The organism is Massilia eburnea, from assembly GCF_050709955.1.
GTDB classification, from domain to species: domain Bacteria; phylum Pseudomonadota; class Gammaproteobacteria; order Burkholderiales; family Burkholderiaceae_D; genus Rugamonas; species Rugamonas eburnea_A.
Genome location: NZ_JBNZFX010000003.1, coordinates 169,948 through 189,936, shown reverse-complemented (window position 1 = coordinate 189,936; position 19,989 = coordinate 169,948). Strand labels below are relative to the sequence as shown.

20 protein-coding genes are annotated in these 19,989 nt (G+C 60.7%); 9 read left to right on the top strand and 11 right to left on the bottom strand.

The features are described 5' to 3' along the window. Positions 1-60: 60 nt before the first annotated feature. Both ACQ4MM_RS04020 and ACQ4MM_RS04015 read left to right on the top strand, forming a co-directional pair. Positions 61-564 carry a peroxiredoxin gene (locus ACQ4MM_RS04020; RefSeq protein WP_057245686.1) on the top strand — a complete coding sequence of 168 codons (504 nt, stop codon included), beginning with the start codon at positions 61-63 and terminating at the stop codon, positions 562-564. Between the two features lie 114 nt (positions 565-678). After that, entirely contained in the window at positions 679-1,122 is a 444-nt protein-coding gene (locus ACQ4MM_RS04015; protein WP_431476167.1) for a hypothetical protein, read from the top strand. Here ACQ4MM_RS04015 and ACQ4MM_RS04010 read toward each other — a convergent pair. Next, positions 1,098-1,634: an SET domain-containing protein gene (locus ACQ4MM_RS04010; RefSeq protein WP_431476166.1), complete on the bottom strand. Its 537-nt coding sequence runs from the start codon at positions 1,632-1,634 to the stop codon at positions 1,098-1,100. The genes ACQ4MM_RS04015 and ACQ4MM_RS04010 overlap by 25 nt on opposite strands. Before the next feature lie 464 nt (positions 1,635-2,098). Between ACQ4MM_RS04010 and ACQ4MM_RS04005 the strand changes: the two genes are divergently transcribed. From ACQ4MM_RS04005 to lpxC, 3 genes are all read left to right on the top strand, one after another. Next, positions 2,099-2,488, top strand: a complete 390-nt coding sequence (locus ACQ4MM_RS04005; RefSeq protein ID WP_431476165.1) for a hypothetical protein — start codon at positions 2,099-2,101, stop codon at positions 2,486-2,488. 112 nt (positions 2,489-2,600) lie between these two features. Continuing rightward, on the top strand, positions 2,601-3,443 hold the full coding sequence (locus tag ACQ4MM_RS04000) for a DMT family transporter (RefSeq protein ID WP_431476211.1): 843 nt from the start codon (positions 2,601-2,603) through the stop codon (positions 3,441-3,443). A 33-nt stretch (positions 3,444-3,476) separates the two neighbouring features. Continuing rightward, entirely contained in the window at positions 3,477-4,412 is a 936-nt protein-coding gene (gene lpxC / locus ACQ4MM_RS03995; protein WP_431476164.1) for a UDP-3-O-acyl-N-acetylglucosamine deacetylase, read from the top strand. 83 nt (positions 4,413-4,495) lie between these two features. Here lpxC and ACQ4MM_RS03990 read toward each other — a convergent pair whose 3' ends face one another. Further along, positions 4,496-4,966 (bottom strand): DciA family protein, encoded by a 471-nt coding sequence (locus ACQ4MM_RS03990; protein ID WP_431476163.1) that lies wholly within the window; start codon positions 4,964-4,966, stop codon positions 4,496-4,498. Positions 4,967-5,111: 145 nt separating this feature from the next. Here ACQ4MM_RS03990 and secA point away from each other — a divergent pair, with 145 nt between their 5' ends. Beyond that, positions 5,112-7,874 (top strand): preprotein translocase subunit SecA, encoded by a 2,763-nt coding sequence (gene secA, locus ACQ4MM_RS03985; protein ID WP_431476162.1) that lies wholly within the window; start codon positions 5,112-5,114, stop codon positions 7,872-7,874. A 71-nt stretch (positions 7,875-7,945) separates the two neighbouring features. On the opposite strand, the gene ACQ4MM_RS03980 is transcribed toward secA, so the two are convergent. From ACQ4MM_RS03980 to ACQ4MM_RS03970, 3 genes are all read right to left on the bottom strand, one after another. Then, a complete protein-coding gene (locus ACQ4MM_RS03980) occupies positions 7,946-9,925 on the bottom strand; it encodes an ATP-binding protein (protein ID WP_431476161.1) in 1,980 nt (659 codons plus the stop codon). A 144-nt stretch (positions 9,926-10,069) separates the two neighbouring features. After that, positions 10,070-10,477, bottom strand: a complete 408-nt coding sequence (locus ACQ4MM_RS03975; RefSeq protein ID WP_431476160.1) for a hypothetical protein — start codon at positions 10,475-10,477, stop codon at positions 10,070-10,072. Between the two features lie 12 nt (positions 10,478-10,489). After that, positions 10,490-11,722 (bottom strand): porin, encoded by a 1,233-nt coding sequence (locus ACQ4MM_RS03970; protein ID WP_431476159.1) that lies wholly within the window; start codon positions 11,720-11,722, stop codon positions 10,490-10,492. Between the two features lie 250 nt (positions 11,723-11,972). On the opposite strand from ACQ4MM_RS03970, the gene argJ reads away from it, so the two are divergent. The 3 genes from argJ to mutT are packed head-to-tail and all read left to right on the top strand — an operon-like array spanning position 11,973 to position 14,483. Further along, positions 11,973-13,211 (top strand): bifunctional glutamate N-acetyltransferase/amino-acid acetyltransferase ArgJ, encoded by a 1,239-nt coding sequence (gene argJ / locus ACQ4MM_RS03965; protein WP_431476158.1) that lies wholly within the window; start codon positions 11,973-11,975, stop codon positions 13,209-13,211. A 4-nt stretch (positions 13,212-13,215) separates the two neighbouring features. Next, positions 13,216-14,082, top strand: coding sequence for an ATP-binding protein (locus tag ACQ4MM_RS03960; protein ID WP_431476157.1), 867 nt, complete (start codon positions 13,216-13,218; stop codon positions 14,080-14,082). Next, positions 14,079-14,483, top strand: coding sequence for an 8-oxo-dGTP diphosphatase MutT (gene mutT / locus ACQ4MM_RS03955; RefSeq protein WP_431476156.1), 405 nt, complete (start codon positions 14,079-14,081; stop codon positions 14,481-14,483). Before ACQ4MM_RS03960 ends, mutT begins: the two co-directional genes overlap by 4 nt. 83 nt (positions 14,484-14,566) lie before the next feature. Here mutT and yacG read toward each other — a convergent pair whose 3' ends face one another. From yacG to pilB, 6 genes are all read right to left on the bottom strand, one after another. Next, a complete protein-coding gene (yacG, locus tag ACQ4MM_RS03950; protein ID WP_431476155.1) occupies positions 14,567-14,746 on the bottom strand; it encodes a DNA gyrase inhibitor YacG in 180 nt (59 codons plus the stop codon). A gap of 5 nt (positions 14,747-14,751) precedes the next feature. Then, entirely contained in the window at positions 14,752-15,507 is a 756-nt protein-coding gene (gene zapD, locus ACQ4MM_RS03945; RefSeq protein WP_431476154.1) for a cell division protein ZapD, read from the bottom strand. Positions 15,508-15,568: 61 nt separating this feature from the next. Beyond that, complete coding sequence (gene coaE / locus ACQ4MM_RS03940) at positions 15,569-16,171, bottom strand: dephospho-CoA kinase (RefSeq protein WP_431476153.1); 603 nt, start codon at positions 16,169-16,171, stop codon at positions 15,569-15,571. Position 16,172: 1 nt separating this feature from the next. Next, the gene (locus ACQ4MM_RS03935; RefSeq protein ID WP_431476152.1) at positions 16,173-17,042 is read right to left on the bottom strand and encodes a prepilin peptidase; all 870 of its coding nucleotides are present in this window, start codon (positions 17,040-17,042) and stop codon (positions 16,173-16,175) included. 5 nt (positions 17,043-17,047) lie between these two features. Beyond that, complete coding sequence (locus ACQ4MM_RS03930) at positions 17,048-18,259, bottom strand: type II secretion system F family protein (RefSeq protein WP_431476151.1); 1,212 nt, start codon at positions 18,257-18,259, stop codon at positions 17,048-17,050. Between the two features lie 11 nt (positions 18,260-18,270). Next, on the bottom strand, positions 18,271-19,962 hold the full coding sequence (pilB, locus tag ACQ4MM_RS03925) for a type IV-A pilus assembly ATPase PilB (protein WP_431476150.1): 1,692 nt from the start codon (positions 19,960-19,962) through the stop codon (positions 18,271-18,273). Positions 19,963-19,989 lie beyond the last annotated feature (27 nt).

Sequence of the window (19,989 nt, the reverse complement as noted above, 5' to 3'; positions counted from 1 at the left end):
GATCACGCGTCCGGCGGCGCGGAGTTATACTCTGGGTTTTCACAAGAAGGAGAACCCGAAATGACCATCAAGATCGGCGACAAACTGCCGGAAGGCCAGCTGTCCGAATTCATCGAGACCGAGACCGAAGGCTGCGCGCTCGGCCCGAATACCTTCAATGTGCAGGACATCGCCAAGGGCAAGAAGATCGCGATCTTTGGCCTGCCAGGCGCCTACACCCCGACCTGCTCCGCACAGCACGTGCCAGGCTACGTCAAGCACGCTGCCGACCTGCAAGCCAAGGGCGTGGATGAAATCTGGTGCATCTCCGTGAACGACGCCTTCGTCATGGGCGCATGGGGCCGCGACCAGAAAGCCACCGGTACCGTGCGCATGATGGCTGACGGCAACGCTGCTTACTCCAAGGCCCTGGGCCTGGATGCGGACTTCTCCAAATTCGGCATGGGCACCCGCTCCCAGCGTTACTCGATGCTGGTGGAAGACGGCGTGGTCAAACAGCTGAACGTCGAGCAAGGCGGCAAGTTCGAAGTGTCGAACGCAGAGACCATGCTGGGCCAGCTGTAATCTGCTCCCGCAGGCTCAAAAGCAACACGCTCGGCATGCCGAGCGTTTTTTATTTCAGGTCCAGGAATCCTTGCTGCTAAAATTGCAACCTTTGTTTTCTCGAGGAATTCCGTAATGTCGCCAGTATCTTCCCATCCATCCGTTCTTTCCAGCGCCCGCTGGTTCTGGTGGATCGCCGGCCTTTCGCTGGTCAACCTGTTCCTGTTTTACTCTGGCAGTAATACCAGCTTCGTGGTCGGCCTGGCGATGACGGCCGTAGCCAGCGCGGTTTTCACCGATCCGAAAGTGATTGGCCTGCTGCTGGCGGCCTTGATCATCGGTTACTACGTGGCGGTCGGCTATTTCGCGCAGCGCGAGAAGCTGTGGGCGTTCTATCTGGGCTTGCTTGTCTACGTGCTCGACGCCCTGATCTATATGTACATCGGCGACTGGATGCCGGTCGCCTTTCACGCGTATGTGATCTTCCACCTGTTCAAAGGCATGTCGGCCATCCGCGGCCGCAGCGATGCGGTGGCAGCGCCGGTGGAACAGGCTCAGTCGCCTGAAGCGGGAGCCTGAGTCAGGGTCTTGCCGCGCGACTTGCGCTTCTTCGGTGCAAGCATGACGCCGGGACAGGAGGGCGCGCCGCAGTAGCAGGCGAATGCCTTCTTCACCTTGGCGGTATGGCGGGCCTCGTAGATCAGGCCGTAGTTGTAGTTCAGCTCTTCGCCTTCTTCGATGTCGCGCAGCGCGCAGATGTAGACGCGGTCTTGGTCGTCTTCCTCGGCTTCGCAATTCGGTTCGCAGGAATGGTTGATGTAGCGCGCCTCGTTGCCGCCCGAGCCGCCATCGATCAGCATGCCGTTGTTCAGGCTGAAGAAGAAGGTGTGCCCGATCGGGCCGCCTTTCTCCTCGGTGCGGCGGCAGCATTCTTCCCAGTCGACGATCTCGCCGGTGTATTCGATGATGCGGGTGCCGGCCGGAATCATCCGGCGCGCAAAAACACCACGCCCATGCACGGGCGACTGGTGAACCACATAGAGTGGTTCGACCTGTTCGATCACTTCGACTAGTAGCGCTTCTGTATTCATCCCAGCATCATAACTCGCCACGAATTTCTTCGTGATTTCTTTCGGAAGCTGGGAACAAATCCAGTGCCCGCTTGTCTCATCGTTTTTGCATAACGGGCGCTTATATGGGGCGAATCGAATTCCAGGAGTTTTCACGGCTTCGCACCAATGAAGGAAAGTGCCTACTTGCTGCTGGGCTGTATGCAGGCAGCTATTACCTGACTGGTTACGCTGTCGAATGCGGCCTCAAAGCCGTGATAGCGAGAAATTGCGAGCGATTCCAATTTCCTGACAAGGGGTTCGCCACCGCTTGCTACACGCATGACTTGAGGGTCTTGATCAAGCTGGCCGGGCTGCAGCCGGCGTTTGTCGAGACAATGCATTCCTGCGGTGCCTTTTAGGGAGAATTGGGAAGCTGTAAGCGAGTGGAACGAAGTAGCCCGGTATAGATCCAAAGTTTCGGTGAACAAGGAAGGCGTACTAACATGGATAGAGCACTACCGGTAGAGGGCGTCATGACGAATGGCATGGTCGAATGCGGACGGGATTTGTTGTCGGGGCTCGATATCGAAGGCCTGCATCCGCAAGCCATGTACTGGGAATATAACGAGGAGTGCAGGGATTGGTATCTGCAGATCATTACGAAGAAGATGGACAAGGGCGACCCGCGTAAAATCATTCGGCGTGTTTTCAAAGTCATTGACTCCATGCCGGCTGTGAGGCAGCAACTTTGGCCCGACTACTTCAATATCCGCGGCACCTGGGATGGTGTTTATGAAGAGGCTCGAAACCGAATGCCGTATGGCAGACAAGGGGTCCCTGCCGCACAGCATGAGTGGTCAAACCGGGACTTCTACTGTTACCGGCTAGGCTGACACTGCCTCAGCAGCAAACCATTTCTTTCAGTACAATGGACGACCCGGTAACGGATTTTGGGCCTCCATCGTGACTCCACAACAAAAAGAAAACCTGCAAGCTATTTACGCCATGGTGGCCGCGGTCGCCATGTTCTCCCTCATGGACGCATCCATGAAAGTGCTGGCCGCGCGCTATCCGGCCGTACAGGTGACGGCGTTGCGATGCATGCTTTCGATGCCCCTGGTGTGCGCATTCATGGCCTACCGCGGCAAATTCAGCGGCATCTTCAAGGTACGCTGGCCGCTGCACCTGCTGCGTGGCGCGGTTGGCATTGCCATGCTGTCGCTGTTCGCCTACGCGCTGAAAACGCTGCCGCTGGCCGATACCTACGCCATTTTCTTCATCGCGCCGGCGCTGGTGACCGTGCTGGCGGTATTCATCCTTAAAGAGAAAGTCAGCCTGGGACAGTGGGTGGCGATCTTCGTCGGCCTGGGCGGCGTGCTGGTGGTGCTGCGACCGGACGGCACCAGCTTCGTCTCGGTTGCCGGCCTGGCCGTGCTGGCTTCAGCGGTTTGCTACGGCATTTCGGCCATCGCCGGCCGCGTGCTGGCCAAGACCGACGCGCCGGAGCACGTGATGTTCTGGGTGTTGACCCTGATGGGCGTCGGCGTCGCGCCGCTGGCCATCAACGCCTGGGTCAGCATCGACTGGTCGCTGTGGCCGGCCATGGCCGCGCTGGCAGTGAGCGGCTTCTTCGGCCAGCTCGCGCTGACGCGCGCTTTCAGCATGGGCAAGGCCTCCATCGTGGCGCCGTTCGAGTACACCGCGCTGGCATGGGGCGTGGGCATCGACTGGCTGCTGTGGCACACGCTGCCTGACGCCTACACCCTGGTGGGCGCGGCCATCATCATCGGCTCCGGCATCTACCTGGTGCGCCGTGAGACCGAACATTCCGAGGCTGAGCACCCGTAAGCGGGGAAGGGCGCAGGGCGCTATAATTCTTGCATGCTGAAACAACGAACCATCAAAGAAATCGTCCGCACCACGGGTGTGGGCCTGCACTCCGGCACCAAGGTCGAGTTGACCTTGCGCCCTGCTGAGCCGGATACCGGCATCGTCTTCCGCCGTGTGGACCTGGTGCCGCAGGTTGTCTTCCCGACAAGGGCGGACATCGTGGGCGATACCCGCATGGCAACTGTGCTGATGAAGGATGGCGGCCGCGTTTCGACTGTCGAGCACCTGATGTCAGCCTGCGCCGGCCTCGGCATCGACAACCTGTGCGTCGACGTGACGGCGGAAGAAATCCCGATCATGGATGGTTCGGCATCGTCGTTTGTCTACCTGCTGCAGCAGGGCGGTGTGCAGGAACAGGAAGCGCCGAAGAAATTTATCAAAGTCAAAAAGCCGATTGAGATCCGCGAAGGCAAGGGCAATGCCGAAAAGTGGGCGCGCCTAGTGCCGCACGATGGCTTCAAGCTGGACTTCTTCATCGAATTCAACCACCCGGCGGTGGATGGCACGGCGCAGCGCGCCACCGTGGACTTTGGCGACGTCTCCTACATCCAGGCGATTGCCCGCGCCCGCACCTTCGGCTTCATGCAGGACGTGGAAATGCTGCGCGGGATTGGCCTGGCGCGCGGCGGCTCGCTGGAAAACGCCATCGTGATGGATGAATACCGCATCCTGAACCAGGATGGCCTGCGCTACGACGACGAATTCGTGCGCCACAAGATCCTCGACGCGATCGGCGACCTTTACATGGTGGGCCACCCGATCATCGCCAGCTACGAAGCGCACAAATCCGGCCACGCCCTGAACAACCAGCTGCTGCGCGCCATGCTGGCCGACCCGGATTCCTACGAACTGGTCACCTTCGATTCCCTCGACAGCGCCCCGCCGTCCTATGCCAGGCAGATGACGCGCGAGTGGGCTTACCTGTAAAAAATGTCCACCTTGGGGTCAGGAACAAAAGCGGACATTCTTTAAGGAATGTCCGTTTTTGTTCCTGACCCCGAAGTGGACATTTAGCCGCGGCGGCGGGCGACCAGGCGCCGCATCGCTTCGATCAGCGGCTCGTTGGCGGCGGTCGGTTCCAGCTTCTGGCTCAGCTCGTCGAAGGAATCGACGGCTGTTTCGGGCAATTTCAAGCCTTCCCCGCTCGGGCCGACGTGCGCGATCCCTTTCGGCATCTGCACCCGGAAGCGGATGTTGCTTATCTGCCACCCTTTCCCGTTCAGCGTTTCTTGCAGTTTTGGCACTTGCTGCTTGAGCTTGGCGGCTACCGCCGTGTTGGGCACGGCCAGAGTCAGTTCGCCGCCGTCGAAAGCAAAGACTTCGCAGCTTTTGAAGGCCGAAGGCAGTACTTCCGCACAATCGCGTTGTAATTTCGCCATGCGCTGCACCGCCGGCAACAAAGCTGCCAGCCGAGCGTTGCCACGCAAGAAATCCGTTGCTTCCTGCGGTGCGTACTTGCGATCTGTGAACGAGAAACCCATGCCGCCATTTTACAGTGGCGGCCCCAGCAGGTGAATTTTTCATCGCTAGCCTATTGTTATATAGGTCCAGATCCCAACCTTGCTACGAACGCATGATAAAATCACGCACTTTTGCCATTGGCGGACCCGAGGAAGAAATTAAGAAATGTCCTTACTGACCCAGATTTTCGGCAGCCGCAACCAGCGTCTGCTTAAGCAATACCAAAAAACGGTAAAGGCGATCAACGCCCTGGAACCGGAGTTTGAAAAGCTGTCGGATGCCGAGCTGCAAGCGAAAACGCCTGCCCTCAAGGAACGTGTTGCCAATGGCGAAGCGCTGGATGACCTGCTGCCGGAAGCTTTCGCCGTTTGCCGCGAAGCGTCCAAGCGCGTGTTCAAGATGCGCCACTTCGACGTCCAGCTGGTCGGTGGCATGGTGTTGCACTACGGCAAGATTGCTGAGATGGGCACCGGGGAAGGCAAGACCCTGACCGCGACCCTGCCGGCTTACCTGAATGCACTGTCCGGCAAGGGCGTGCACATCGTGACCGTCAATGATTACCTGGCACAGCGCGATGCCGAGACCATGGGCAAGCTGTATCGCTGGCTGGGCCTGTCCTGCGGCGTGAACCTGTCGCAGATGCCGCACGACGACAAGCAAGCCGCTTACGCGTCCGACATCACCTACGGCACCAATAACGAATTCGGTTTCGACTACCTGCGCGACAATATGGTGTTCGAAGCCAGCGAGCGCGTGCAGCGCGCCCTGAATTTCGGCATCGTCGACGAAGTCGACTCGATCCTGATCGACGAAGCACGTACCCCGCTGATCATCTCCGGGCAGGCCGAAAACCACACCGACCTGTACCACAATATCAACCAGGTACCGCCGCAGCTGACCCTGCAAATCGGTGAAGAAACCGTGGACGGCAAGGGCAAGATCGAAGTCCCCGGCGACTATACCAAGGACGAAAAAGCGCACCAGGTGCTGCTGACCGAAGCCGGTCACGAAAAGGCCGAGCGCATCCTGACCAAGATGGGCCTGCTGCCGGAAGGCGCGTCCCTGTACGATTCCGCGAATATCACCCTGGTGCACCACCTGTACGCCGCCCTGCGCGCGCACGTGCTGTACTTCAAGGACCAGCACTACGTTGTGCAGAACAACGAAGTGGTGATCGTCGATGAATTCACCGGCCGCCTGATGACTGGCCGCCGCTGGTCCGACGGCCTGCACCAGGCGGTTGAAGCCAAGGAAGGCGTCAAGATCCAGAACGAGAACCAGACCCTGGCCTCGATCACCTTCCAGAACTATTTCCGCATGTACGCCAAGCTGGCGGGCATGACCGGTACCGCCGACACCGAAGCTTACGAATTCCAGGAGATCTACGGCCTGGAAACCGTGGTGATCCCGCCGAACCGTCCTTCGCAGCGCAAGGACCGCCAGGACCAGGTATACAAGTCCAACGCCGAAAAGTACAACGCGATGATGCTCGACATCCGCGACTGCTACGAGCGCGGCCAGCCGGTGCTGGTGGGTACCACCTCGATTGAAAACTCCGAACTGCTGTCCGGCATCCTGGACAAGGCCAAGCTGCCGCACAACGTGCTGAATGCAAAACAGCACGCGCGCGAAGCGGAAATCATCGCCCAGGCAGGTATTCCGAAAGCGATCACCATCGCCACCAACATGGCGGGCCGTGGTACCGACATCGTTTTGGGCGGCAATATCGAGAAGCAGATCCAGATCATCGAAGCCAACCCTGAGTTCAGCGACGAAGAGAAGGCAGCCAAGGCGCAGCACCTGCGCGGCGGCTGGCAGTCGCTGCACAACCAGGTGGTGGCGGCCGGCGGCCTGCATATCGTGGGTACCGAGCGTCACGAATCCCGTCGCGTCGACAACCAGCTGCGTGGCCGTTCCGGCCGCCAGGGCGATCCGGGCTCCTCGCGCTTCTACCTGTCGCTGGACGATCCGCTCCTGCGTATTTTCGCCGGCGACCGCGTGCGCGCGATCATGGACCGCCTGAAGATGCCGGAAGGCGAACCGATCGAAGCGGGCATCGTGTCCCGTTCCATCGAATCCGCACAGCGCAAGGTCGAAGCCCGCAACTTCGACATCCGTAAGCAGCTGCTGGAATATGACGACGTCGCCAACGACCAGCGCAAGGTGATCTACTCGCAGCGTAACGAGCTGCTGGAAGCGACCGATATTTCCGAAACCATCATGAACCTGCGCCATGGCGTGTTCACCGACGTGGTGCGCACCTACGTGCCGGAAGAATCGGTGGAAGAGCAGTGGGACATCCCGGCCCTGCAGAAGACCCTGGCCGCGGAATGGATGATCGACGTGCCGCTGGTCGAGATGATGGCGAAGGAAAGCAGCATCACCGACGAAGACATCGTCGAACGTGTTGTCGCCGCAGCCGATGCCGTGTACCAGGCCAAGGTGGATATCGTATCGAAGGAAGCCTTTGGCGGCTTCGAGCGCAACGTCATGCTGCAGTCGGTGGACACCCACTGGCGCGAACACCTGGCGGCACTGGATCACCTGCGTCAGGGTATCCACCTGCGCGGCTATGCGCAGAAGAACCCTAAGCAGGAATACAAGCGCGAAGCGTTCGAACTGTTCGGCACCATGCTGGACATGATCAAGAACGACGTGATCCGCATGGTGATGATGGTTCGCATCCAGTCGCGCGAGGAAGTCGAAGCTGCAGAAGCCGAGATGAACAAGTCGCACGTCGAAAACGTCCACTATCAGCACGCCGACTTCAACCCGAACGCGGCACCGGAAGAACTGCTGGCTCCAACCGCCATGCCGGCGGGCGATATGGACGCGGCGATCAGCCAAGGCCTCAAGGTTGGCCGCAACGACCCATGCCCATGCGGCAGCGGCAAGAAGTTCAAGGCTTGCCACGGTAAGCTGGCTTAAGACCTAAGCCCCAATAAAAACGGCCCGGCCGCGTGAGCGCCCGGGCCGTTTTTTTTTGATTCGTGGCTGGCCTATTGCTCGCGTTGCGGCGAGACGCCAGGGAGTATCACGCGGACTTTGGTGCCTTCACCTGGCGCGGACTCGATGGCGATGCGGCCGCCCATCACGCCGGTGACGATGTTGTAGACGATATTCATGCCCAGGCCCGTGCCGCCGTTGCCCATCTTGGTGGTGAAGAAGGGATCGAATACTTTGCGCTGCACTTCTTCCGACATGCCAATGCCGTCGTCGCGGAATACGATCTCGATCTGCCCCCCTTCCACAGGACGGGCGGAAAGCCACAGCTGGCCGCAATTGCGCCCTTCAAAAGCGTGGATCAGGGCGTTGTTGATCAAGTTGTTGAAGACCTGGTACACGCTGCCCGGATAGGAATCCAGCTCCAGTTCGTAGGGCACGTCGACTTCCATCTGGATCGCGCTGCGGCGCAGCCGCGGCATGTAGGTTGCGGCGGTATCGAGTGCCACTGCCTGCAGGCGGAAACGGCGCCGCTGGTCGTTGGTCTGGTCGACAGCGATCTGCTTGAAAGAGGCGATCAGGGCGGCGGCCTTTTCCAGCGAACTGGAAATCAGGCCGCACGCTAGCTGCACTTCTTCCAGATGGTGATTCAGGGTGGAGCGCCGTACCGAGCCGTCTGCGACCGATTGCTTGAATTCCTTGACACGGTCGTCCAGCGCCGTGGAGGCCAGCAGGCTATTGCCGATCGGCGTGTTCAGTTCGTGCGCGATGCCGGCCACCAGGGAGCCAAGCGACGCCATTTTTTCGGACGCGATCAGGTCATGCTGCGTGCGCTGCAAAGTCTCCAGTGCATGCGACAGGTCGCGGTTGACCTGTTCCAGCGCGGCAGATCGCTCGCGCACGCGCGATTCCAGCGCATCGTTCAACTCGCGCAGCTGCTGCTTGGCCTGCATCTCCTGCGTCAGGTCGAGCAGGGCCCAGATGATGGCGTGCTTGCCGTCCAGGAGCAGGGAAGAAGACCAGATCGCCACTTGTCCCGGGCCACCGTCCGGCAGTACCACGTCGGCCATCTCGCCGCGCACTACGCCATGCAGGCGGAACTCGTTCCAGATGCGCTGGCGCTCGTTAGGCGAGGCCCAGAACGTCACTTCGTCGGAGCGCCTGCCTATCAGTTCGTGCAGCGGTGTGCCGAAGGTGCGCACCAGCGCCTGGTTGGCGCCGATGATGCGGCCATCCTGGTCGGATACCGACAGTGGCAACGGCGTCATGTCGAACAGGGTGCGGAAACGTTCTTCCGACTCGCGCAGGCGGCGCTGCGATTCTTCGAGTTGGGCGATGCGCTCGCGCAGTGCTGCGCTCATCAGGTTGAGCGAGTGGGTCACCACCTCCAGCTCGTCGCCGCCGCTTTCGGGCAACTGGCTGAACTGGCCTTCCGCCAGTTTTTCCGAGTGGCGCGCCAGGGCGCCAAGGCGCTTGCCGACGCCGCGCGTCATGGCGTAGAACAGCAGCAGGGCCAGCGCGAAGCCGAGCATGGCAATCAGGCCACCCTGCCGCAGCACGTCGTCGCGCGCCGTCACCAGGTCGACAGTAGATAAGCCGAAGTGCAGCATGCCCACCTGGTTGTCTTTCAACAGCAGCGGCGCTTGCGCGTGCAGCAGGTTGCCGTCGACGGAAGTGCGCACGCCGCCGCCGAGCTGGGCCTGGCGCAGCGCCTCCGGCATGAATTCGGGGCGTTCGCCCGCTTCCAGCACTGGTTCGCCGGAGGCGTCGAGGATGACGATATAGCGCAAAAAGCTGTCGCGCGGGTCGGACAGCATTTCCGACCAGTAGCTGCGCAATTCGCCCAGCCGCCCGCTGCTGGAATAGGGTGTCAGGGTCAGGTTGAGGTTGACGGCGTACTCATGGGCGACGCGGTCGGCGTTGCGGCTGACGGCATTGGTCATCAGGCGCAAGCTGTTGCCGATTAGCAGGGCCACCACCACGGCCTGGACGAAAGCGCTCAGCAGCAGGAATTTCGCGCGCAGCGAAAGTTTCAAGTTGTGCTCCCCAGCGTTGTTAATTTTTGATTATCACGGCATTGTATCGCTTCATTAGTGAAAGTTGCCGAAATCTAAAAAAAACGCCGCCCGGCTGTTGCGGGGCGGCGTTGGCGCGTAGCGGGCGCAGTAAAACTTTAGGGCTTACGGCAGGGTCAGGATGACTTTGACGCTGTCGTCGACAGCCGATTTGTCGATGTAGCCAATGGCTTTCGGATCGTCCGCCACGGCCTTCTTGACCTCGGCGTTGGACTTGAATTCCTTCGGTGGCGTGGCCTTGCCGGTGAACACCAGCTTGGACCAGATGGCTTTCACCTGGGCCGGGTCTTTCTCGGCGACTTTCTGGTAGAAGTCAGTGCGGATCTTGGATCCTTCAGACTGGTCCACCGGCGTGAACATGGCCGATTTGCCGAGGAAGAATTGCGACGCCTGTTCCGAGAACATGCGCGAAGCCGGATTGTCCTTGTTGACGATCACGACGATCTCGGCCGATGCCGGCAAGGCTGCGGCAGCCAGGGCCGAAGCGAGGAGGGCGCTCAGGATTTTTTTCATGGCCAGATCTCCTTAGAAGACGAAGTCGATGCCGGCGGCATAGACGTTCACGCTGTTGTTGTAGGTCATCACGCCGCTAGGCAGGATCAGGGAGCCGCCTTTTTTCTGTGGCTTGACGTGGTCGATCTGCACCTTCAGGGCCAGCGACTTGGCGAAGTCCCAACGCATGCCGATCAGGTCGGATTTCTGCTCAGGCGACGCCAGCAGGCCGCGCACGGCGCCGAAGGTCGCTGCCAGTGGGTGGCCGGCCGGCAAGGTCGGCACGGTCACGGAAGTGCCGGCGTCCTTGTAATAGGCGTGGGCGTAGTAAGGCAGCACTTTGCCGAAGCGGTAGCCGGCCATGATGTAGCCCGAGTTGGTCTCAGGGATGTAGACCGGCTCGTGGGCGCGGCGCTGGGCGTACTCGGCTTGCAGCACGATGTTTTTCCAGTCCATCGTCAGGCCGATCTCGGTGAAGCTCATCTTCTTGCCGCCCTTCAGGGTCAGGTCGTCGGCGAGCTGGATTGCGGCAGGCACCTGGGTTGCGTTCAGGCCGTCGGTCAGTGCGTTGATCGGGGCCAGGTTGTTGACCTCGATCTTGGCGCGGGCGTGCGCCAGGCGGGCGGTGAACGGGCCGTACTCGGCCGTCACTGCTGCGCCGAATACCGGCGACTGGTGCTTGGCGACGGCGCCGCCGCCGGTCGGGATGTACAGTTTGCCGCGGCTCACGCCGCCGAAGCCTTGCACGGTGACGTTGGTGTCGCCGAAGGCGTGCTGCCAGTTGACGTCGGCGCCGTCCATGTTTTCAATTGGAGCCTGGCCGTACATTTCGATCGGCGGGCGCATCATGGTGTTGGCGTAGCCAACGTTCTGGTAGTCGGAGATCAGGAAGGCCGGCAGCACAACGCGGCCCAGGCGCACATTGGTCTCGTCGTTCAGCTTGTATTTCAGGAAGCCCCAGGTGAAGTCGGTGGTGAACTGCTGGCTGGTGTTCTTGCGGGTCAATACCTGCACGGTGCCCGACAGGCTGTCGTTGAAGGTATAGGTGGCTTGCAGGCCAAGGTTGCTATCCAGGCCGATGCGCGGCGAGTCGCCGGTGCCCGCAGCCTGGTTGTAGCGTGCGAATTTTGCGTCATCGGAGTTGGTCTTGGCCACACCCAGGGTGCCAAAGCCACTGATGCTCAGGTTGCCGTCGCCCAGGGTACCGGCCTGAGCCATCATGCTGGTAGCAGCCAGCATGGCGGCGGCGAGAAGCTGTTTCTTCATGAAAGTGATCCGATCGAGTGTTATTTTATTGATAGTGCGGTGCACCAAAGTCATGTCATTTTATTTATGACAGTTTCTCATGATAAACTAAAATTGAACTGAATTGAATCGAAACCTGCACAAATAGAGAGCAGCTTCTACAAAGTGTGGGGATTTTGGATTCTTTGATTGGCGTTATTGCACTGCGCACCGGAATGCGCGTGCGTTTAAAATAACAGCTTCGTTCCCTATCAAGATTGAGAAGAAAACCATGGCCGTCAATTCCCCTATCCCTGTCGCCGCCGACCTGAAGCCGGTTGCCGGTATCGAGCTTGGCTTTGCCGAAGCTGGTATCAAGAAGCCGGGCCGCAAGGACGTGCTGGTCCTGAAGCTGGCCGAGGGCGCCACCGTCTCGGGCGTGTTCACCCTGAACCGCTTCTGCGCCGCGCCGGTGCAGATTTCCAAGGAAAATCTGGCGGCCGTGAAAGCGGGCGGCAAGCCGATCCGCGCGCTGATGATCAACACCGGCAATGCCAATGCCGGCACCGGCGAATCGGGCCTGGCCAATGCCCGCACCACCTGCGCCGCGCTGGCCAAGGAATTGGGCTGCGACGCGCAGCAGATCCTGCCGTTCTCCACCGGCGTGATCCTGGAACCGCTGCCGGTCGAAAAAATCGTGGCCGGCCTGCCGAAGGCCATCCAGAACCTCAAGCTCGATAACTGGTTTAACGCCGCTGAAGCGATCATGACCACCGACACCCAGCCGAAAGCTGGTTCGCGCACTGTCGATATCGCCGGCCACAAGGTCAGCATGACCGGTATCTCGAAAGGCGCCGGCATGATCAAGCCGAATATGGCTACCATGCTGGGCTACCTGGCTTTCGACGCCAAAGTGGCGCAGCCGGTGCTGGACGTGCTGGTCAAGGAAGCGGCTGACAAGTCCTTCAACTGCATCACGATCGACGGCGACACGTCGACCAACGATTCCTTCATGCTGCTCGCCACCGGTGCCGGCACCCTGGTGGTCGATTCCGTCGATTCGCCTGAATACAAGGCGCTGGCCGCGGCCGTCACCGAGCTGTCGGTGTTCCTGGCGCAGGCTATCGTGCGCGATGGCGAAGGCGCCACCAAGTTCATGACCATCACGGTGGAGGATGGCAAGGACACCGACGAGTGCCGCAAAATCGCTTACTCGATCGGCCATTCACCGCTGGTGAAGACTGCCTTCTTCGCCTCCGACCCTAACCTGGGCCGCATCCTGGCCGCCATCGGCTATGCCGGCGTGGACGACCTGGACGTCAGCAAGATCAACCTCTACCTGGACGACGTATGGGTGGCCAAGGATGGCGGCCGCAATCCGGACTACAAGGAAGAACAGGGCCAGCGCGTGATGAAGCAAAGCGAAATCACCGTGCGCGTGAAGCTGGCGCGCGGCACTGCCGCTTCCACCGTCTATACCTGCGACCTGTCGCACGACTACGTGTCGATCAACGCCGACTACCGTTCCTGAGCGGATGTCGAACCAACTCGACCAATTCCTCAAGCGCGCCGAGGCTTTGCTGGCGCGCGTGGAAGCCATTGTGCCGCCGGCCGCAGCCAAGCCGGACTGGCAGGCTTCCACGGCCTTCCGCTGGCGCAAGCTGGGCCACACCGGCTTTCTCCAGCCGGTGCCGCGTCCGGCGAAGATCGCTTTTGAAGATCTGCAGCACATCGGCCGCCAGAAGGCGCAGATCGAACAAAACACGCGCCAGTTCGTGGAAGGCAAGCCGGCCAACAATGTGCTGCTGACCGGCGCGCGCGGTACCGGCAAGTCTTCGCTGATCAAGGCCTGCCTGGCGGCGTTCGCACCGCAGGGCCTGCGCCTGATCGAAGTCGACAAGGCCGACCTGCGTGACCTGCCCGATATCATGGACCTGGTGGCGGGCCGCCCGGAACACTTCGTGGTGTTCTGCGACGACCTGTCGTTCGAGGAAGGGGAGAGCGGCTACAAGGCGCTGAAAGTGGCACTGGACGGCTCGGTGTCGGCCGTAATCGATAACGTGCTGATCTACGCGACGTCCAACCGCCGCCACCTGATGCCCGAGCGTATGTCGGACAATGCTTCGTACAAGCATGACGAGGATGGCGACCTGCATCCGGGCGAAACAGTGGAAGAGAAGATTTCGCTGTCCGAACGCTTCGGCCTGTGGCTGTCGTTCTACCCGTTCAAGCAGGACGACTACCTTGGCATCGTGGCGCATTGGCTGGCCGCCTTCGGCTGCAGCGTGCCGCAGATCGCTGACGCCCGCGCCGAAGCCTTGCAATGGGCGCTGCAGCGCGGTTCGCGCTCCGGCCGCGTGGCCTGGCAATTCGCGCGCGATTACGCGGGGAGGCTGAAATGAGCGACGCAGCCCCGCGCCCGATCGATGTCGCAGTCGGCATCCTGATGCAGCCGAACGGCGACGTCCTGCTGGGCCAACGCCCGGAAGGCAAGCCGTACGCCGGCTACTGGGAATTCCCGGGCGGGAAGGTCGACCCCGGCGAAACCATCCTCGAAGCATTGAAGCGCGAGTTCGTCGAAGAACTCGGCATCCACATCCAGAGCGCGGAAGAATGGTGCGGCGTCGAGCATGTCTACCCGCACGCCCACGTGCGGCTGCACTTCTTCATCAGCCGCGAATGGACTGGCCAGCCGCAAAGCCTGGAAGGCCAGGCCTTCGCCTGGCAGGGGACGGTAGGCGTCGAACCGCTGCTGCCAGCCACCATTCCCTTGCTGGAGTGGCTGGACAAAGTACGCTATTAAAAGTCGGGGTCAGCTCCGGCAATCGGACATAAATTTCGCAAAGCGAAATTTATGTCCGATTGCCGGAGCTGACCCCGACTTTCTTATTGCTTGTCGTCGTCGAGGGGATCGGTGGGGGCGGAACCGGGGATGGTGTATTTTTCCTCGGCCCAGGCGCCAAGGTCGATCATCTTGCAGCGTTCGCTGCAGAAAGGGCGGTATTTATTGGCTTCCGTCCACTCTACCTTGGCTTGGCAAGTGGGGCATTCAACGACAGTAGGCATGGTGCTTAGAAATTACAGAGGGTGAGCTCGAATGGTACATCTTCGTCCAACGGCTTGGGTTTCAGGTCCCCGCCCTGGGAAGTGAATCGCACCCATAGCATGTATTTGTTGGCCGAAATCTCGGGAATCGCTCCCAGCGCTCCGTCGACCGACAGACGCAGCATCTGGTAGACCTTGCCTTGCAGCATCTGCTGGTAACTGCCGGCATTAGCGATCATTTTTACCGGTGCGCCGGAATCGCGCAGCAGGCGCAGCACCAGGGCCAGGGCGTCAAACAAAGGTGCCAAAGGGTTGAACCAGGTGACGATATCGTTGAAACGCTTCTCGGCCGACTGCTTTTGCCAGGCGTAGTAGGACGGCAGGTCGAATTCGCAGGCGCCGCCCGGGATGATGGTGCGGCCGCGAATGCTCATCAGCCATTCATTGTCGCGCACGTTCTGCCCGGTCTTGCCTTGCGAGGCGACCAGGGCGCTGGAAACGCTGTCGAGTTCGGAGAGGATGGCGTCCAGCATTTCGGCCTGGACATTCGGGTTGGAGCGGTAGCCAAGCAGGCTCTGGCGCTGGCGCTCGAGTTCCTGCAAGAGGTCGGATTTGAGGTCGGCACGCCCGGCCACTTCAAGCATGTCGAAGATGGTGGCCAATGCGACGTGATGCTGCATCGGGTGTTCCTGATGCACGAAGAACTTGAATTTCTCGTATAGATCCTCCAGGCGCAACAGGGTGCGGATGCGCTCATTGAAAGGATATTCGTAAACGATCAAAGCATCCCTCGTGTAGAAGACCTATTAATAATCTCGTGATTCTGAACTATGCGAAGCAAAATTACAAATATTGCTGATAAAAACCATGCAAACGGTCTACTTGAGGAGTTAAAGCTTCGATCCGGCCGCCATTGTCTATGACATCGTCGGCCGCCGCCAAGCGCACTGCGCGCGGTACCTGGGTCGCCATAATGGCCCGCACCTGGTCTTCCGCCAGGCCATTGCGCGCCATCACGCGCGCCACCTGGATTTCTTCCGGGCAGTCGATGACCAGCACGCGGTTGACGCGCTGCTTCCAGACGCCGGATTCGACCAGCAGGGGAATGGCCAGCATCACATAGTCGCCAGTGGCGTCGGCGGCCGCCGCCAGGGTGGCGTCGCGGATCATGGGGTGGAGGATGGCTTCCAGCCGGCGCTTGGCAGGCGGTTCGCGGAACACCAGTTCGCGCATTTTCGCGCGGTCCATAGCGCCGTGGCTGTCGGCCATGTGGGGGCCGAATTCGGCCAGGATATCGGGCATGGCGGCGCCATTGGGCCCGGTCAGCGCGTGGGCAATCTGGTCGGTGTCGACGATGCTGGCGCCGCGGTCGGCAAACATATTGGCGATCAGGCTTTTTCCGCTGCCGATGCCGCCTGTCAGGCCGACCACGAAGCGCGCCGGCATGTCAGCCCGGTGCCCCGTACAGGAAACCGGTGATTTGCTGGCCGCACAGCAAGGCCAGCAGGCCGGCACCGGCCAGGTAAGGGCCGAATGGAATCTTGTGGTCGAAGCCCATGCGCGAGGCGATGATGATGCCGATGCCGACCAGCGCACCGACCACCGAGGACAGCAGGATGATCGCCGGCAGCATCTGCCAGCCCATCCAGGCGCCCAGCGCCGCCAGCAGCTTGAAGTCGCCGTAGCCCATGCCTTCCTTGCCGCGCACCAGCTTGAACACCCAGTACACCGTCCACAGCGCCATATAGCCGGCCGCTGCGCCCAGCACCGCGTCCTGCAGCGGCACGAACAGGCCTTTCACGTTGACCAGCAGGCCCAGCCACAGCAGCGGGAAGGTCAGGTCGTCCGGCAGCAACTGGGTGTCGAGATCGATAAAGGTCATCGCGATCAACAGCCAGCCGAATACCAGGGCGGCCATGCCGGCCCAGCCGAAGCCGAAATGCCACACCAGGCCGGCCGACAGCAAGGCGCTCAGCGCTTCGATGGCCGGGTAGCGCGCCGAAATCGGCGCCTTGCAGGAGCTGCATTTGCCGCGCAACACCAGCCAGCTAATCACTGGAATGTTTTCCAGCGCCGTGATCTGGTGGCCGCAATGCGGGCAGGCCGAACGCGGTACCACCAGGTTGTAGCGTTCCGGATGCGGTTCCGGTTCGTCGCGCTCGCAGGCGCATACGCTGTCGACCTCGCGCTGCATCATGACCGGCACGCGGTGGATCACCACGTTCAGGAAACTGCCGATCAGCAGGCCGAGAATGCCGGCCACCACGGCGGCGGCCAGCGTTGCCGGCGGCGAGAACAGCATGAATACGTCTTGCATGCTGATTACACCACCGAACCGAGTTTGAAGATTGGCAGGTACATTGCAACCACCAGACCGCCGATCACCACGCCCAGGATCACCATGATCATCGGCTCCATCAGGCTGGAAAGCTGCGCTACCGCCTCATCCACTTCTTCTTCGTAGAAGTCGGCTACCTTGCCCAGCATCGAATCGAGCGCACCGGATTCTTCGCCGATGGCCACCATCTGGGTCACCATGCTTGGGAAGACATCTGCATTCTGCATCGCCACGGTCAGGCTGGTACCGGTGCTGACTTCGGTCTGGATCCTCTTGGTCGCTTCCATGTACACATGGTTACCGGATGCGCCACCCACCGAATCCAGCGATTCCACCAGCGGCACGCCGGCGGCGAACATGGTCGACAGGGTACGGGTCCAGCGTGCCACGGTGGCTTTGCGAATCACTTCACCGAACACCGGCACCTTCAGCAGCAGGCGGTCCATCGAGGCCTTCATCTTTTCCGAGCGGCGCCAGCTCTGGAAGAAGAAGTACAGCCCGGCGCCCAGGGTACCGAAGATGAGGTACCAGTATTTGACGAAGTATTCCGAGATCGCCATCACGAACAGGGTCGGCGCCGGCAAGTCGGCGCCGAAGCTGGAGAACACCTCTTTAAAGGCCGGCACCACCCAGATCATGATGACCGAGGTCACGATGAACGCCACCGCCAGAACGGCGATCGGGTACGTCAGGGCCGACTTGATCTTGGCCTTGATGGCCAGCGTCTTTTCCTTGTAGATCGCGAGGCGGGTCAGCAGGTCTTCCAGAATACCGGCTTGCTCGCCGGCTGCCACCAGGTTGCAGAACAGCGGGTCGAAATACAGCGGGTATTTGCGGAACGCCATGTTCAGGCTGGTACCAGTCTCGATATCGGCGCGCAGGTCCAGCACCAGCTTCGATACCGAAGGATTGGCGTGGCCTTTGCCCACGATGTCGAAAGCCTGCAGCAGCGGCACGCCGGCCTTCATCATGGTCGCCAGCTGGCGGGTAAACAGGGTCAGGTCTTTTTCGGTAACCTTCTTGCCCGAGCGGTAGACCTTCTTCTTGATCTTGGTGACCATGATGCCCTGGCGGCGCAGGGTCACATTGACCACGGCCTCGCCGCCGGCGCGCATTTCTCCGCGCACGGTCTTGCCAGTTTTATCCTTGCCTTCCCACGTGAAAACCTGTTCTTTTGCGGTGCCCGCAGTAGCCATATCCTAATTTCCTATTCGTTGGTGCAGCCCAGCACTTCTTCCAGGCTGGTCAGTCCGTTTTTGACTTTGACCAGGCCCGATTGGCGCAGGGACTTGACGCCCTCTGCCTCCGATTGTGCCGCGATCTGCATCGCGTTACCGTGTGCCAGGATCAATGCTTCGATCGCGGGCGTGATCGGCATGATCTGGTAGATACCGACCCGGCCTTTATAGCCCGAGCCGTTGCAGCGCTCACAGCCCACCGGGCCGTAAGGTTTCCATGTGCCGTCCAGGTCTTCATCCTTGAAACCGGCTTTCAGCAGCAGATCGGGCGCAATGTCGATCGGCTTCTTGCAGGTACACAGCCGGCGCGCCAGGCGCTGCGCCGTGATCAGGATGACCGAGGAGGCGATATTAAAGGGCGCCACGCCCATATTCATCAGGCGCGTCAGGGTCGATGGCGCGTCATTGGTGTGCAGGGTGGAGAACACCATGTGGCCGGTTTGCGCAGCCTTGATTGCGATGTCCGCCGTTTCCAGGTCACGGATCTCACCGACCATGATGATGTCGGGATCCTGGCGCAGGAAGGCTTTCAGCGCCACCGGGAAACTCAGGCCGGCGCGGTCGTTGACGTTGACCTGGTTTACGCCGGGCAGGTTGATCTCGGCCGGGTCTTCCGCGGTCGAGATATTGATGCCTGGCTTGTTCAGGATGTTCAGGCAGGTATACAGCGACACCGTCTTGCCTGAGCCGGTCGGGCCGGTCACCAGCACCATGCCGTAAGGGCGGTGCACGGCGTCCAGCAGGATTTCCTTCTGGTCCGGGTCGTAACCGAGCGAATCGATGCCCATCTGGGCCTGGGTCGCATCCAGGATACGCATCACGGTCTTTTCGCCGAACAGGGTCGGCAGCGTCGATACGCGCAGGTCGATGGTCTTGGTGGACGATACGATCAGGCGCATGCGGCCGTCCTGCGGCACGCGTTTTTCCGAGATGTCGAGCTTGGACAGCACCTTGATACGCGATACCAGCTTGTCCTTGATCGAGGTCGGCGGCTGGGCGTGCTCCATCAGGTTGCCGTCGACCCGGAAGCGGATGCGGTAAAACTTTTCGTAGGGTTCGAAATGCAAGTCGGAGGCGCCCATATTGACCGCATCCAGCAGCATCTTGTTCAGGAAACGCACGATTGGCGCGTCTTCCACTTCGGCTTCTGCCGCGGCGCCCTGGGCCTGCGACAGGCTTTCCTCCTCGGCGAACTCGATATCGCCTTCGTCGCCGGTCATCTCAAGGACGGTCTGGGCCGAGCTCTTGGTCAGGGTTTCGAGCAGCTTGAGCAGCACGTCGTGCTGCACGATGACCGGCTCCACCGTCGATTCGGCCTGGAACTTGATCTGGTCCAGGGCCTGGGTGTTGGTGGGGTCGGACAGCGCCACCGACATCTTGTTGCCGCGCTTGGCCAGCGGAATCACGCGCTGGGTGGCCATCAGACGGGTATCGATGGCCTTGGGCGGCAGGATTTCCAGATTGATCGCGTTCAGGTCGAGCAGCGGGTAGGCAAAGGTTTCAGCACAAAAGACTGCCAAATCGCGCGCATTGATGGTGCCGCCAGCCAGCAGCACATCAATAAACGTTGATTTTTCGGCAATAGCCTTTTTATTCAGCGCGTCCGCTTGCTGCGGGGTAAGACGCCCCGCTTGCATCAGGGCCCGGGCCAGTCCCGACATAGGGGAACCGGACGCCGAGGTGGGTTG